This window comes from Mycobacterium marseillense (assembly GCF_010731675.1).
Lineage (GTDB): Bacteria > Actinomycetota > Actinomycetes > Mycobacteriales > Mycobacteriaceae > Mycobacterium > Mycobacterium marseillense.
In genome coordinates, this window is sequence record NZ_AP022584.1 from 4,075,701 (window position 1) to 4,090,131 (window position 14,431).

Consider the following 14,431-nt stretch of genomic DNA (forward strand, 5'->3'; position numbering starts at 1 on the left):
GGGGGACCGGCTCGGGGTCGGCCGGCGAGAACGGTTTTTGCGCCCCCGAGCTTAGCGCGAGGCGGCATCAGGGGGCGCCGCGCAATGCGGAGCACTAGGCTGATGAGCTGTGGAACCGGTTTACGGGACTGTCATTGCACTAGCCCGCTTGGTGTGGCGCGCGCAGGGCCTGAAGATCACGGTCACGGGTGTGGAGAACCTCCCGAAGAGCGGCGGCGCGGTCATTGCGATCAACCACACCGGCTACCTGGACTTCACCTTCGCGGGGTTGCCCGCCTACAAGCAGGGCCTGGGTCGCAAGGTGCGGTTCATGGCCAAGCAGGAGGTCTTCGACCACAAGGTCACCGGCCCCATCATGCGCAGCCTGCGCCACATCTCGGTGAACCGGCAGGACGGCGCCGCCTCCTACGAGTCCGCCGTCCGGCACCTCAAAGACGGTGAGCTGGTCGGGGTGTATCCGGAGGCCACCATCAGCCGCAGCTTCGAGATCAAGGAGTTCAAGTCGGGGGCCGCCCGCATGGCGGTCGAGGCCGGGGTCCCGATCGTCCCGCACATCGTCTGGGGCGCCCAGCGCGTCTGGACCAAGGACCACCCGAAGAAGCTGTGGCGGCCGAAGGTGCCGATCGTCGTGCTGGTCGGCGAGCCGATCGCGCCGACGCTGGGCATCGAGGAATTGAAGGGCCTCCTGCATTCCCGGATGCAGCACCTGCTGGAACGCGCGCAGGAACTCTACGGCGCCCACCCCGCCGGGGAGTTCTGGGTGCCCCACCGGTTGGGCGGAGGCGCCCCCTCGCTGGCCGAAGCGGCCCGGTTGGAAGCCGAGGAGGCGGCCGCTCGGGCGGCACGCCGGGCGCGCCCCGCAGGGGCGCCGGAGCAGTGATCGATGGTGGAGCCGACCTTCCGCGCGCTGGAGCTTCTGGCCCAACTGGCGGTGACGGCCACCGGCACCACAATCACCTATCGCGGCGAGCAGCACATTCCTGAGCGGGGCGGGGCCGTGGTGGCGATCAACCACACCAGCTACGTCGACTTTTTGCCCGCCGGCCTGGCCATGCACCGCCGGGGCCGACGCCTGCGGTTCATGATCAAAGCCGAGATGCAGCAGGTCAAGGTGGTCAATTTCCTGATCAAGCACACCCGCACCATCCCGGTGGACCGCGGCGCCGGCGCGGGCGCCTATGCCGTGGCGGTGCAGCGGCTCCGGGAGGGCGAGCTGGTGGGCGTGTATCCCGAAGCCACGATCAGTCGCAGCTTCGAACTCAAGGAGTTCAAGACCGGCGCCGCCCGGATGGCGCTCGAAGCCGGCGTCCCGATCGTCCCGCTGATCGTCTGGGGGGCGCAGCGCATCTGGACCAAGGACCACCCGCGTAAACTGGGTCGGGCCAAAATCCCTGTCACCGTGCAGGTGGGCGCGCCGTTACAGGTGCGCGAAGACATTGCGCAGACCGACGCTGCCCTGCGCGACTCGATGACAACGTTGCTGCACCAGGCGCAACAGGACTATCCGAATGAGCCCGGAGCGTACTGGGTGCCGCACCGGCTGGGCGGTTCCGCCCCGACCCGCGCGGGGGCCGCCCGCATCGAGGCCGACGAGACCGCGGCCCGATCGGCCAAGAAGGCCGCCAACCGGGCCGACCGCCCGTCGCAGTAGGCGAAGGAGAAGACATGCCTGAGGGGTTCTACCGGCTGGCGGAGTGGATCGTCCCGCCGATGGTCGCCATGCAGGGGACCAAGTTCACCTATCAGGGTCTCGAGAACATTCCCGAGCGGGGCGGCGCCCTGCTGGCCCAGAACCACACCAGCTACCTGGACTGGCTTCCTACCCTGATGGCCGTCCGCGAGCGCCGGCGGCGCGCGTATTTCATGATCAAGGCGGAGATGGCCGACGTGAAGGCGGTCAACTACGTCATCAAGCACGCCCGGCTGATCCCGGTGGACCGCAGGTCGGGACACGACGCTTTCGACGCGGCGGTGCAACGCATGCGCGAGGGCGAGCTGATCGGGACGCATCCCGAGGCCACCATCAGCCGCAGTTTCGAACTGCGGGAGTTCAAGACCGGGGCCGCGCGCATGGCGCTGGAAGCTCAGGTGCCGATCGTCCCGGTGATTGTGTGGGGCGCCCACCGGATCTGGCCCAAGGACCATCCGAAGAAGGTGCTGCGCAACAAAGTTCCGATCACCGTGGTCGCCGGGCGCCCGCTGCCGGCGCGGGGCACGCCCGAGGAGCTCAACGCGGTGTTGCGTGAGGCGATGAATGCCCTGCTGTACCGGGTGCAGGACGAATACCCGCACCCGAAGGACGAATTCTGGGTGCCGCGCCGCTTGGGTGGCGGCGCGCCCACCCAGGAGGATTCCCGGGCCATCCGGTTGTCGGAGTTGCAGGACCGGATGCAGAAATACGGGACCGACGGCGTCACGCGCCCGGGGCATACCCAAAGCGGATTGCATTGAGCGGTCGGACCCGATGACGATGAAGCCGACGCTCATCGCCTGCGACGTCGACGGCACCCTGTTCGACGACGACGAAAAGATCACCCCGCGCACCCGCGACGCCATTCGCGTCGCGGTGGACTCCGGCGCGCAGTTCGTGGTGGCGACCGGACGTCCGCCACGGTGGATACGTCCGGTCGTCGACGCGCTCGGCTTCGCCCCGGTTTCGGTGTGCGCCAACGGCGCCGTGATCTATGACTCCGCGACCGACCGGGTGGTCTCGACGCGCACGCTGTCCGTCGACACCCTGGCCGAGTTGGCGGAGCTGGCGACGCGCGTCATCCCCGGCGCGGGGCTGGCCGTCGAGCGGATCGGCGAACGCGCCCATGACACGGCGACCCCGCAGTTCATCAGCTCGCCGGGTTACGAGCATGCCTGGCTGAACCCGGACAACACCGAGGTGTCGATCGAGGACCTGCTCAGCGCCCCGGCGATCAAGCTGCTCATTCGCCGGGCCGGGGCCCGCAGCTCTGACATGGCCGCCGAACTGGCCAAGCACGTCGGCACCGAGGGCGACATCACCTACTCCACCAACAACGGCCTGATCGAGATCGTGCCGCTGGGGATCAGCAAGGCCACCGGCGTCGACGAGATCGCCAGACCGCTGGAGATCGCCCGCGAGGAGGTGGTGGCGTTCGGTGACATGCCCAACGACCTGCCGATCCTGCGCTGGGCGGGCCATGGCGTGGCCATGGGCAACGCCCACCCCGACGTGCAGGCCGCAGCCGACGAGGTCACCGCCGCCAACACTGACGACGGCGTGGGGCGGGTGCTGGAACGCTGGTGGCTTTAACGCGCTTCAGGTGGCGCCGGGGTGCGTCGGCAGCGAGAAGTGTTCGGCCGGAACCGTTGGGCCGCTGGGCAATTGGGTGGCCAACGGCGTGGTGATGCCGTCCACGACCTCGGTGACGTTGGCGGTCAGCCGCTCGAAGTTCAGTGTCCCGTGCTGGAAGTTCTGCGTAATCCGCAGGGGCTCTTGGATTTCCGCGCTGGTCGGCAACCCCAGCGGGCCGCGCTCGTAGCTTTGCGAGCCCCAGGCGTCGTAGATGGCGCCGGTGACCGGTTGGGGCCCGGTCTCGGGCGACCAGTACATGGCGCCCCGGGCGAAGGTGACGAAGCGGGCGTCGCCGGCCGCGCTGTCTTCCGGCGAGGTCGGCGCGCCCAGCACGCTGTTCATCCCGCCGATCGCCTGCCAGTGATCGTAGATCGCCCCGCCCTCCAGCGCCTTGATCAGCTCCTCGGGAGGGTCGTTGAAATGCGCTGCGATATCCCGGATTTCGTCCATCAGCGCGTAGGCGGCGTTGCCCGGGCAATCGGTATTGCCGACATCGCGGTGGGTGAAGATCGTCGGCAGTGTCGCGATGGCGCCGGCCGGGAAGGTGGTGTAGTGGCTACCGGCCGACTCCAGTTGCACCGTGCCCTTGGGGTCGACGCCGTCCATGCCCAGCCGCCAGCCGAGCAGGCGGCCGACGGTGCGCAGTTGGATCGGGGTGGGGGGCACGTCGTCGAAGTTGCCGATCATCGACACACCCCAGGTGTTGCGGTTGAACCCGCCGGTGTGGAACGCCTCGACCGCCTTGGTGAGCCCGCCGGCGCTGCCCTCGAACACCTGGCCGTACTTGTCCACCAGCGCGTTGTAGGCGATGTCGCACCAGCCCAGCGTCTTGCTGTGGTAGGTGTAGATGGCCTTGACGATCCCGGCCGATTCCAGCGGCGAGTAGTCGTTGCTGCCCGCGGTGTGGTGGATGACCGCGGCGCGAATCCCGTTGTCGTACTGTGGGCTACCGCATAGCAGCGATTCGTCGGCGCCCCATTCCGCTCGGCTGATGATGGGGGGCGCTTGCCCGGGCATCACCACGCCGGACGGCGGTGTCCACTGCGTTTGGGACGGCGCTTGCGGTGGGGAGATGAGGACGGCGGAGATGTTCTGCCCGAAGGGTTGTTCCCGCGACGCCGGCTTGTATCCCAAATCCGAGGCGTCCGGCGGTGGTGGCGGGGGCGGCTGGGTCGCCTTCGCGTCGAGCGGCCGGGTCACCGCGACCTGGACGGTGGTCGTGGTGCCGACGAACACCGGATCGGTGCCGCGCGGACCCTCCGCCACCCCGGCGGAATGGCCGGGCCCCGCCGGGTCGGGCGCCGCGGTCTCGTACTCGGTCTGATACCAGGGTCCCCACGAGCCGTCGGGGCGCTTGGCGCGCACGCGGGTCGACGTGCCGGCCAGGTCGCCGGTCAACGCCACCAACGAGAACGGGGCGTCCTGGCTGATTTCCCGAACCGTGACTCCGGCGCCCAGCCCGATCAGTGGCTGCTCGGCGAGCTGGGTGCCGCGCGCCGGCGCGGGGTTGGAGGCGCCGCGGTGGCGCGTCGCGTCCCCGACCCACGAGACGATGACGACGGTCGCCGCGATGGCGGTGAGCAACATCGTCGGTGCGCGACTGCGGGACACCAGGCGATGTTACGTGTGTTTCTAATGTTATCTATGGGACGACACGAGGTTGAGCGCGGCTGAATCTGCACCAAAATCGACGGCACCGCAGATGCGATTCTGCGGTGCCGTCTGGTGGAGGGTTTGGTAAAGGTCAGACCGGGGGCAGTACCGGCACCGCGCCGGCGGCCGCCGGCAGTGCACCGGCAGCACCCGCGGCGGCCGGGAGAGCTCCCGCCGCGGCGCCCGGCAGGGCACCAGCGGCACCCGGCAGCGCACCCGCGGCTCCGCCGCCCTGCATGCCCTGCGTGATGGCCGGCATCACCAGGCCCTTGAGCAGGTCAATCGCCTGACCGGCGCCCAACTGGTTGGCGGCCTGCATGACGTCGTTGACCAGGCCGCCACTGGCGCCGGATCCGGAGCCACCGCCCAGGCCGGTGCCGCCAGCGATGGGCGAACCGTTACCGAACGTCGACGGGTCACCCAGGATCGGGTAGGTGCCACCGACGCCCGGGTCCAACCCGGCGGAGTCGATCGGCACTTCGCTCGGCGACAGGGCCGGGCCGCCCAATCCGGGCGCTACCCCGGCCGGGCTGGTCAGCCCGGGGTTGGACAGCGCCGGGTTGAGCCCGGCGCCCGGGGTCGCGATCCCGCCACCCGGGGTGCCCGGCAACGCACCCGGCGCGGTGAGCCCGGGTGTCGTGGGCGCCAGGCCCGGGTTCGTGAGGCCGGGGCTCGCCAGCCCGGGGCTGGTCAAGCTTGGATTGGTCAGGCCGGGGCTGGTCAAACCGGGGCTCGTCAAGCCCGGATTGGTCAGGCCCGTGGTCCCCAGGCCGGGGGATCCGAGGCCCGGGGTGCCCAGGCCCGGACTGGCGAGACCGGGTGTGGTCGCGCCCCCGCTCAACGCGGGCACCGGAGGCATGTTGATCCCGAATTGCGACAGCCCCTGCGACAGCGCACCCATCAGCTCGCCGGGCAGGTCGCTCATCACCGCGGCCTGCTTGAACTCGTGATGCTCGGGCGCCTTGTTGTCGGCCGTCGATTCGTAGACAAGGAAGTATGCGCACGGACTCGCCACTGCCAGGGCGGCAACCGCGCTCATGGCTGTCGAGAGCTTGCGTCGGCGTCGGTTCGGCACGGAAGTCTCCTCTATCTGACTATGTGTTGTGTTGGCGGTCCCGCCGGTCCTAACTGGCTGGAATCACACACAGTCGATGGTACGAGTGGGGGGCCTGTTACTAGAGTGGTGATATTGAATCGTGAGGCAAATGCGACCAGGACTGTGATCGCGGATCCCGGGATCGCCCCGACGGCTCTCGACGGCCCCCGACGGGCCTCGTCAAACGACCGCGGCTCTCCCTGGCCTCGCCAAATGGGTTCGGGCCACGCGGTCGGATACCCTAAGCAACCGATGACCGCTCGTTTCGATCTTTTCGTCGTCGGCTCTGGATTCTTCGGACTGACCATTGCCGAACGCGTGGCTACCCAGCTCGGGAAGCGTGTACTCGTGGTGGACCGCCGCCCGCACATCGGTGGCAACGCCTATTCAGAAGCCGAGCCGCACACCGGTATCGAGGTCCACAAGTACGGCGCGCACCTGTTCCACACCTCCAACAAGAGGGTCTGGGATTACGTGCGGCAGTTCACCGACTTCACCGACTACCGGCACCGGGTCTTCGCCATGCACAACGGGCAGGCCTACCAGTTCCCGATGGGGCTGGGCCTGGTGTCGCAGTTCTTCGGCAAGTACTTCACGCCCGACGAGGCGCGCAAGCTGATCGCCGAGCAGGCCGCCGAGATCGACACCGCGGACGCGCAGAACCTCGAGGAGAAGGCGATCTCGCTGATCGGTCGCCCGCTCTACGAAGCGTTCGTCAAGGGCTACACCGCCAAGCAGTGGCAGACCGACCCCAAGGAACTCCCGGCCGCTAACATCACCCGGCTGCCGGTGCGCTACACCTTCGACAACCGCTACTTTTCCGACACCTACGAGGGCCTGCCCGTCGACGGCTACACGGCCTGGCTGCGGAACATGGCCGCCGACGACCGCATCGACGTCCGGCTGGACAGCGACTGGTTCGACGTGCGCGACCAACTGCGCGCGGACAGCCCCGACGCGCCGGTCGTCTACACGGGCCCGCTGGACCGCTATTTCGACTACGCCGAGGGCCGGCTGGGGTGGCGCACGCTGGACTTCGAGCTGGAAGTGCTGCCCATCGGGGACTTCCAGGGCACACCGGTGATGAACTACAACGACCCCGACGTGCCCTTCACTCGCATCCACGAGTTCCGTCACTTTCACACCGAGCGCGACTATCCGGCCGATAAGACCGTGATCATGCGCGAATACTCGCGCTTTGCCGAGGACGACGACGAGCCGTATTACCCGATCAACACCGAGTCCGACCGCGCCGTGCTGGCCGCCTACCGGGCCCGGGCGAAGTCCGAAACCGCCTCGGCGAAGGTGCTTTTCGGCGGCCGGCTGGGCACCTACCAGTATCTGGATATGCACATGGCCATCGCCAGCGCACTGAGCATGTACGACAACGTATTGGCGCCGCACCTACGCGACGGCGCATCCCTGAGTGAAGCCCAGAACAAAGAGGAAGGCGCGCGATGACCGCCGTGAGCCTGTTGTCCCGGATCATCCTGCCGCGTCCCGGCGAGCCGCTCGACGTGCGCAAGCTGTACCTGGAGGAGTCGACCACCAACGCCCGGCGGGCGCACGCGACGAGCCGCACCTCGCTGGAGATCGGCAAAGAGTCCGAGGTGTCGTTCGCTACCTACTTCAACGCGTTCCCCGCCAGCTACTGGCGGCGCTGGTCGATCTGCCAGTCGGTGGTGCTGCGGGTCGAGCTGACCGGCACCGGACGCGTCGACGTGTACCGGACGAAGGCCACCGGGGTGCGAATCTCGGTGGAGGGCCGCCAATTCGTCGGCACCGACGAGCAGCCGGCCGTCGTCGAGATCGAGGTGGCGCTCAAGCCGTTCGAGGACGGCGGCTGGATCTGGTTCGACATCACCACCGACAGCGCGGTCAACCTGGTCAGCGGCGGCTGGTATGCGACCGAGCCCGCCCCGGTCCCGGCCAACATCGCCGTCGGCATCCCCACGTTCAATCGCCCCGCCGACTGTGTCAACGCCCTGGCCGACCTCACCGCGGATCCCTTGGTGGACGAGGTGATCGGTGCGGTGATCGTTCCTGACCAGGGCACGCGCAAGGTGCGCGATCACCCGGACTTCCCTGCGGCGGCCGCGGGCCTGGGCGATCGGCTGTCGATCCACGACCAGCCCAACCTCGGCGGTTCCGGCGGCTACAGCCGGGTGATGTACGAGGCGCTGAAAAACACCGACTGCCAACAGATCCTGTTCATGGACGATGACATCCGCATCGAGCCGGACTCGATCCTGCGGGTGCTCGCGATGCACCGCTTCGCCAAGACGCCGATGCTCGTCGGCGGCCAGATGCTCAACCTGCAGGAGCCCTCACACCTGCACATCATGGGCGAGGTCGTCAACCAGTCCAACTTCATGTGGACCGCCGCGCCGCACGCCGAGTACGACCACGATTTCGCCGAATTCCCGTTGAGCGACAAGAACTCTCGGAGTGCCCTGCTGCACCGGCGCATCGACGTCGACTTCAACGGCTGGTGGACCTGCATGATCCCGAGGCAGGTGGCCGAGGAGCTGGGCCAGCCGCTGCCGCTGTTCATCAAATGGGACGACGCCGAATACGGCCTGCGCGCCGGCGAGCACGGGTACCCGACCGTCACGCTGCCCGGCGCCGCGATCTGGCACATGGCCTGGAGCGACAAGGACGACGCCATCGACTGGCAGGCCTACTTCCACCTGCGCAACCGGCTGGTGGTCGCCGCGCTGCACTGGGATGGTGACATCACCGGGCTGGTGCGCAGCCACCTCAAGGCGACGCTGAAACACCTTGCCTGCCTTGAGTATTCGACGGTGGCGATCCAGAACAGGGCCATCGATGATTTCCTCGCGGGGCCCGAGCACATCTTTTCGATCCTGGAATCCGCGCTGCCGGAGGTGCATCGCCTGCGCAAGGAATACCCGGACGCGGTGGTGCTGCCGGCGGCCAGCGAACTGCCGCAACCGCGCTACCAGAGCAAGGCGATGAACCCGCCGGTGAACCCGGTGTCGATCGGCTACCGGCTGGCCCGCGGGATCCTGCACAACGCGACCAAGGCGGACGCCGAGGCCCACCGGAACCCGGAGTACAACGTGCCGACCCAGGATGCGCGCTGGTTCCGCCTGTGCACCGTGGACGGCGTGACCGTCACGACCGCCGACGGGTGTGGGGTGGTCTACCGACAGCGGGACCGGCGAAAGATGTTCTCGCTGTTGTTCGCATCGCTGCGCCGTCAGCGTCAGCTGCTCAGCCGGTTCGACGAGATGCGCAAGGTGTACCGCGACGCGCTGCCGGTGTTGTCCAGCAAGCAGAAGTGGGAGACGGCGTTGCTGCCAGCTGCAGAACATGCCTGAGGCCGCTGCTGCAGAGGCCCCGCGCGGTGAAGTGGCCGCGCTCGTCGCCGTCCAGGCGGCACTGGGCGATCGCCCCGGGACGCTACCGGTGGCGCGCGCACTGTCCCACTTCGGCGAGCACAGCATCGGCTGGGTGGCCATCGCCCTGCTCGGGGCGGTGCTGTCGCCGAAGCGGCGCGGGGACTGGCTGGTCGCGGGAGCCGGAGCATTCGTCGCCCACGCCGCCGCCGTGATCGTCAAGCGGATCGTGCGACGCAAGCGGCCGCACGATCCCGCCGTCGTGGTGAACGTCGGCACGCCCAGCCAGTTGAGTTTTCCGTCCGCACATGCCACTTCCACCACGGCCGCCGCGATCCTGATGGGCCGGGCCACCGGCCTGCCCCGAGGAGTATGCGCGGCGGTCCTGGTGCCGCCGATGGCGTTGTCGCGAATGTTGCTGGGTGTGCACTACCCCAGCGACGTGGCCTGCGGCATCGCCCTGGGTGCCGTCGTCGCGGCGGTCGCGCGCCGCGTGGGAGAGGTCGTGAGAAGGTGACCAATGACCAAGGAAACTGAGGAAGTGGTGGCCGGCCCGCCCAGCAACCTGGTCGCCGGGGTGATCAAGGCGCTGCGCCCGCGGCAGTGGATCAAGAACGTATTGGTGTTGCTCGCACCGGTGGCCGCATTGGGCGGCCCGGTCCATTACAACTACGCCGACGTACTGACCAAGGTATCCGTGGCGTTTGTGGTGTTCTGTCTGGCGGCCTCGTCGATCTACCTGGTCAACGATGCGCGCGACGTCGAGGCTGACCGCGAGCACCCGACCAAGCGGTTCCGCCCGATCGCGGCGGGCGTGGTGCCCGAGTGGCTGGCCTATGCCTTGGCCGTGTTGCTTGCGACCGCGTCGCTGGCCATCGGCTGGTGGCTCACACCCAATCTGGCGGCGGTGATGGCGGTCTACATCGCGATCCAGTTGGCCTACTGCTTCGGCCTCAAACACCAAGCGGTGATGGACATCTGCATCGTGTCGTCGGGGTTTCTGATCCGAGCCATCGCGGGGGGCGCGGCCACCAATATCCATCTGACGCAATGGTTTTTGCTGATGATGGCTTTTGGGTCGCTGTTCATGGCGGCCGGCAAACGATACGCGGAGCTGCAACTGGCCGAGCGTACCGGGGCGAAAATCCGCAAGGCGCTCGAGAACTACACCAGTACTTACCTGCGCTTCGTGTGGACGTTGTCGGCCACCGCGCTGGTGGTCTGCTACGGCCTGTGGGCTTTCGACCGCGAACACGGCGAGGCGAGCTGGTTCGTGTTGTCGATGGTGCCGTTCACCATCGCGATCCTGCGCTACGCGGTCGACGTGGACGGCGGGCTGGCGGGGGAGCCCGAAGACATCGTGTTGCGCGACAGGGTGTTCCAGCTCCTGGCGCTGGCGTGGATGTTGACAGTCGGAGCCGCCGTTGCCTTCGGTTAGCCCCGAGCTGCAGGCGCTCAAGGCGCGCATGATGCGCAGCCGGCCGGTGATCAGGCGGCCCGGTTGGCCGGTGTTCCCGTACACGACCATGGTGCGGACCAGCCTGTGGGTCAGCGTCGCGGTGGTCGCCGTCCTGTTCGGTTGGGGCGCCTGGCAGCGGCGGTGGATCGCCGACGACGGGCTCATCGTGTTGCGCACCGTGCGCAACCTGCTCGCCGGCAACGGACCGGTGTTCAACCAGGGCGAGCGGGTGGAGGCCAACACCTCCACCGCCTGGACGTACCTGATGTACGTCGGCAGCTGGGTCGGCGGCCCGCTGCGCATGGAATACGTGGCCTTGGCTCTGGCGCTGGTGCTTTCGGTGCTGGGCGTGGCGCTGCTGATGCTGGGCGCCGCGCGGTTGTACGCACCCAGCCTGCGCGGTCGCAAAGCGATCATGTTGCCCGCCGGCGCATTGGTCTACGTCGCGCTGCCGCCCGCGCGCGACTTCGCCACCTCCGGCCTGGAAAGCGGTTTGGCGCTGGCCTATCTCGGGCTGCTGTGGTGGATGATGGTCTGCTGGGCGCAGCCGATGCGCAACCGCGCGGACAAGAACGTCTTCGTCGGCGCGCTGGCGTTCGTCGCCGGGTTCAGCGTCCTGGTTCGGCCCGAGCTCGCGCTCATGGGCGGGCTGGCGCTGATCATGATGCTGGTCGCGGCCCGGACCTGGCGGCGCCGCGCGCTGATCGTGGCGGCCGGCGGTCTGTTGCCGGTCGGCTACGAGATCTTCCGGATGGGCTATTACGGCCTGCTGGTGCCCGGCACCGCCCTGGCCAAGGACGCTGCCGGGGACAAGTGGTCCCAGGGCATGATCTACCTCTCGAACTTCAACGCCCCGTACGCGGTGTGGATACCGGTGGTGCTGCTCGTGCCGCTGGGCGTGCTGCTGTTCGCCGCCCGGCGGCGGCCCTCGTTCCTGCGGCCCGCGCTGGCACCCGACTACGGCCGGTGGGCCCGGGCGGTGCACAGCCCGCCGGCGGTGGTGGCGTGGGTCCTGATCAGCGGTCTGCTGCAGGCCCTGTACTGGATTCGCCAGGGCGGCGATTTCATGCACGCGCGGGTGCTGCTGGCCCCGCTGTTCTGCCTGCTGGCCCCGGTGGCCGTCGTCCCGGTCGCCATCCCCGACGGACAGGATTATTCGCGCGAGACCGGTAACTGGGTGGCCGGCGCGGCGGCGGCGTTGTGGCTGGGGGTGGGCGGTTGGGCGCTGTGGGCGGCGAACTCACCCGGCATGGGCGACGACGCCACCCACGTCACGTACTCCGGGATCGTCGACGAACGGCGCTTTTATACCCAGGCCACCGGTCACGCACATCCGCTGACCGCCGCGGACTACCTGGGCTATCCGCGGATGGCCGCCATCCTGACGGCCCTGAACAACACCCCCGACGGCGCGTTGCTGCTGCCGTCGGGCAACTACATCCAGTGGGACCTGGTGCCGCAGGCCCAGCCGGCTCCGGGCGACAAGTCGCCGCAAAAGCCTCAGCATGCGGTGTTTTTCACCAACCTCGGCATGGTCGGCATGAACGTCGGGCTCGACGTCCGGGTCATCGACCAGATCGGCCTGGCCAACCCCCTGGCGCAACACACCGAGCGGCTCAAGCACGGCCGCATCGGGCACGACAAGAACCTCTTCCCGGACTGGGTGATCGCCGACGGGCCCTGGGTGAAGGTGTATCCGGGTATCCCCGGCTACCTGGACGCGCAGTGGGTCGCCGAGGCCGTCTCGGCGCTGAAGTGCCCCGACACCCAGGCGATGCTCGGCTCGGTGCGCGCGCCGATGAACCCGCATCGGTTCCTGTCCAACGTGCTGCACTCCTTCCAATTCACCAAGTACCGCATCGACCGCGTCCCGCTCTACGAACTGGCGCGGTGCGGGCTGCCGATACCCGAACAGGCGCCACCGCCGCCTCGCGAGTAAGCGTCGCGCAGAAGAAATTTCGGCAAAAATCGCCCCCATTACCACCGGTCCGTCGCGAAAAAATGGCAGCAACATCACATTTGGCCCCTCACCAGCTGGCAATGGCGGTCAAGCACATGCGCCAACCACGCCTCTTTTACACATGTTCGACATGAAAACCGCTGGGTAGGTGGGCTGCTCGACGGTTGGGCGGCTCACCTCGATGCGAACGAATGAGGCAAGGTGTGGTTGACTACACGGGCACTCCTGCGCTTCGCGCGGCGACGATGCGGGCCGACGATGGCCTGAGGAGGCACCGTGCAGGTGGGTACGCGCAGGCAGTTTGACCCAATCAGGAAAGCGGCCGATCGGACGAATGCGCCGAAAGGCAGCAAGAAGGATGAGGAAGCAAGGATGACGCTTGTCGACAGATTGCGCGGCGCCGTGGCGGGAATGCCACGCCGGCTCGTGGTGGGGGCCGCCAGCGCGGCACTGCTGACGGGCCTGATTGGCGCCGTCGGGGGCTCGGCGACCGCCGGTGCCTTCTCGCGCCCGGGTCTGCCGGTGGAATACCTGCAGGTTCCGTCCGCCGGAATGGGCCGCGACATCAAGGTCCAGTTCCAGAGCGGTGGCGCAAACTCGCCGGCGCTGTACCTGCTCGACGGCATGCGTGCCCAAGACGACTTCAACGGCTGGGACATCAACACCCCGGCGTTCGAGTGGTACAACCAGTCGGGCATCTCGGTTGCCATGCCCGTCGGTGGCCAGTCCAGCTTCTACTCCGACTGGTACAAGCCCGCCTGCGGCAAGGCCGGCTGCACCACCTACAAGTGGGAGACCTTCCTGACCAGCGAGCTCCCGGCGTACCTGCAGAGCGAGCGGCAGGTCAAGCCGACCGGCAGCGGCGTGGTCGGTCTGTCGATGGCGGGTTCGTCGGCGCTGATCCTCGCCGCCTACCACCCGCAGCAGTTCGTCTACGCCGGCTCGCTGTCGGCGCTGCTGGACCCGTCCCAGGGCATGGGCCCGTCGCTGATCGGTCTGGCCATGGGTGACGCCGGTGGCTACAAGGCCGCCGACATGTGGGGCCCGAAGGAAGACCCGGCCTGGGCGCGCAACGACCCGTCGCTTCAGGTGGGCAAGCTCGTCGCCAACAACACCCGGATCTGGGTGTACTGCGGTAACGGCAAGCCGTCCGACCTCGGTGGCGACAACCTGCCCGCGAAGTTCCTCGAGGGCTTCGTGCGGACCAGCAACCTGAAGTTCCAGGACGCCTACAACGCCGCCGGCGGCCACAACGCCTACTGGAACTTCGACGCCAACGGCACCCACGACTGGCCCTACTGGGGCGCGCAGCTGCAGGCGATGAAGCCTGACATGCAGTCGGTGCTGGGTGCCACCCCCGGTGCGGGCCCGGCCACGGCCTCGGCTGCCGGTAACGGAACCGGCCAGGGCACCTAAAACACGCCAAGCAGTACGACTCGCGGCGGGAACCCTTCGGGGTTTCCGCCGTTAGTCGTTTGCGGCACGTGTGACCTGTTTCACTACCCGGCGAGCGCGGGTACCGGGTCGCTGGCTACTGTGCATTCAGCGACTAGACGATGGAGGGTGGACATGACGG

At 68.1% G+C, this 14,431-nt stretch carries 12 protein-coding genes; 10 read left to right on the top strand and 2 right to left on the bottom strand.

The genetic code is table 11. From position 1 onward, the window contains the following. The first annotated feature begins 109 nt into the window (after positions 1-109). The 4 genes from G6N26_RS18810 to G6N26_RS18825 are packed head-to-tail and all read left to right on the top strand — an operon-like array spanning position 110 to position 3,283. Positions 110-880 (top strand): lysophospholipid acyltransferase family protein, encoded by a 771-nt coding sequence (locus G6N26_RS18810; protein WP_083016792.1) that lies wholly within the window; start codon positions 110-112, stop codon positions 878-880. Positions 881-883: 3 nt separating this feature from the next. Beyond that, the gene (locus G6N26_RS18815) at positions 884-1,651 is read left to right on the top strand and encodes a lysophospholipid acyltransferase family protein (RefSeq protein WP_083016789.1); all 768 of its coding nucleotides are present in this window, start codon (positions 884-886) and stop codon (positions 1,649-1,651) included. A gap of 14 nt (positions 1,652-1,665) precedes the next feature. Then, a complete protein-coding gene (locus G6N26_RS18820) occupies positions 1,666-2,451 on the top strand; it encodes a lysophospholipid acyltransferase family protein (protein ID WP_083016785.1) in 786 nt (261 codons plus the stop codon). A gap of 19 nt (positions 2,452-2,470) precedes the next feature. Next, positions 2,471-3,283: an HAD family hydrolase gene (locus G6N26_RS18825; protein ID WP_139799107.1), complete on the top strand. Its 813-nt coding sequence runs from the start codon at positions 2,471-2,473 to the stop codon at positions 3,281-3,283. A gap of 6 nt (positions 3,284-3,289) precedes the next feature. Here G6N26_RS18825 and G6N26_RS18830 read toward each other — a convergent pair whose 3' ends face one another. Further along, positions 3,290-4,939, bottom strand: coding sequence for an LGFP repeat-containing protein (locus G6N26_RS18830; protein ID WP_232067612.1), 1,650 nt, complete (start codon positions 4,937-4,939; stop codon positions 3,290-3,292). Positions 4,940-5,069: 130 nt separating this feature from the next. After that, positions 5,070-6,053 carry a PirG gene (locus tag G6N26_RS26200; protein WP_232067488.1) on the bottom strand — a complete coding sequence of 328 codons (984 nt, stop codon included), beginning with the start codon at positions 6,051-6,053 and terminating at the stop codon, positions 5,070-5,072. A gap of 273 nt (positions 6,054-6,326) precedes the next feature. Here G6N26_RS26200 and glf point away from each other — a divergent pair, with 273 nt between their 5' ends. The 6 genes from glf to ag85A all read left to right on the top strand — a co-directional run bounded on the left by glf (position 6,327) and on the right by ag85A (position 14,271). After that, positions 6,327-7,535 carry a UDP-galactopyranose mutase gene (glf, locus tag G6N26_RS18845; RefSeq protein WP_083016822.1) on the top strand — a complete coding sequence of 403 codons (1,209 nt, stop codon included), beginning with the start codon at positions 6,327-6,329 and terminating at the stop codon, positions 7,533-7,535. Further along, on the top strand, positions 7,532-9,418 hold the full coding sequence (locus G6N26_RS18850; RefSeq protein ID WP_067173461.1) for a glycosyltransferase: 1,887 nt from the start codon (positions 7,532-7,534) through the stop codon (positions 9,416-9,418). Before glf ends, G6N26_RS18850 begins: the two co-directional genes overlap by 4 nt. Then, a complete protein-coding gene (locus G6N26_RS18855; RefSeq protein ID WP_169925510.1) occupies positions 9,411-9,953 on the top strand; it encodes a phosphatase PAP2 family protein in 543 nt (180 codons plus the stop codon). The genes G6N26_RS18850 and G6N26_RS18855 overlap by 8 nt, the downstream gene beginning before the upstream one ends. 3 nt (positions 9,954-9,956) lie before the next feature. Continuing rightward, positions 9,957-10,874 carry a decaprenyl-phosphate phosphoribosyltransferase gene (locus G6N26_RS18860; protein WP_067173454.1) on the top strand — a complete coding sequence of 306 codons (918 nt, stop codon included), beginning with the start codon at positions 9,957-9,959 and terminating at the stop codon, positions 10,872-10,874. After that, complete coding sequence (gene aftB / locus G6N26_RS18865) at positions 10,861-12,834, top strand: terminal beta-(1->2)-arabinofuranosyltransferase (RefSeq protein ID WP_269474984.1); 1,974 nt, start codon at positions 10,861-10,863, stop codon at positions 12,832-12,834. Before G6N26_RS18860 ends, aftB begins: the two co-directional genes overlap by 14 nt. A gap of 393 nt (positions 12,835-13,227) precedes the next feature. Beyond that, positions 13,228-14,271, top strand: a complete 1,044-nt coding sequence (gene ag85A / locus G6N26_RS18870) for a diacylglycerol acyltransferase/mycolyltransferase Ag85A (protein ID WP_067173449.1) — start codon at positions 13,228-13,230, stop codon at positions 14,269-14,271. The last annotated feature ends 160 nt before the right edge of the window (positions 14,272-14,431 follow it).

Coding starts and splice junctions, on each gene's coding strand:
- G6N26_RS18820 (WP_083016785.1), top strand. CDS start 1,666: ATGCCTGAGGGGTTCTACCGGCTGGCGGAGTGGATCGTCCCGCCGATG.
- G6N26_RS18850 (WP_067173461.1), top strand. CDS start 7,532: ATGACCGCCGTGAGCCTGTTGTCCCGGATCATCCTGCCGCGTCCCGGC.
- G6N26_RS18815 (WP_083016789.1), top strand. CDS start 884: ATGGTGGAGCCGACCTTCCGCGCGCTGGAGCTTCTGGCCCAACTGGCG.
- G6N26_RS18825 (WP_139799107.1), top strand. CDS start 2,471: ATGAAGCCGACGCTCATCGCCTGCGACGTCGACGGCACCCTGTTCGAC.
- glf (WP_083016822.1), top strand. CDS start 6,327: ATGACCGCTCGTTTCGATCTTTTCGTCGTCGGCTCTGGATTCTTCGGA.
- ag85A (WP_067173449.1), top strand. CDS start 13,228: ATGACGCTTGTCGACAGATTGCGCGGCGCCGTGGCGGGAATGCCACGC.
- G6N26_RS18860 (WP_067173454.1), top strand. CDS start 9,957: ATGACCAAGGAAACTGAGGAAGTGGTGGCCGGCCCGCCCAGCAACCTG.
- G6N26_RS18855 (WP_169925510.1), top strand. CDS start 9,411: ATGCCTGAGGCCGCTGCTGCAGAGGCCCCGCGCGGTGAAGTGGCCGCG.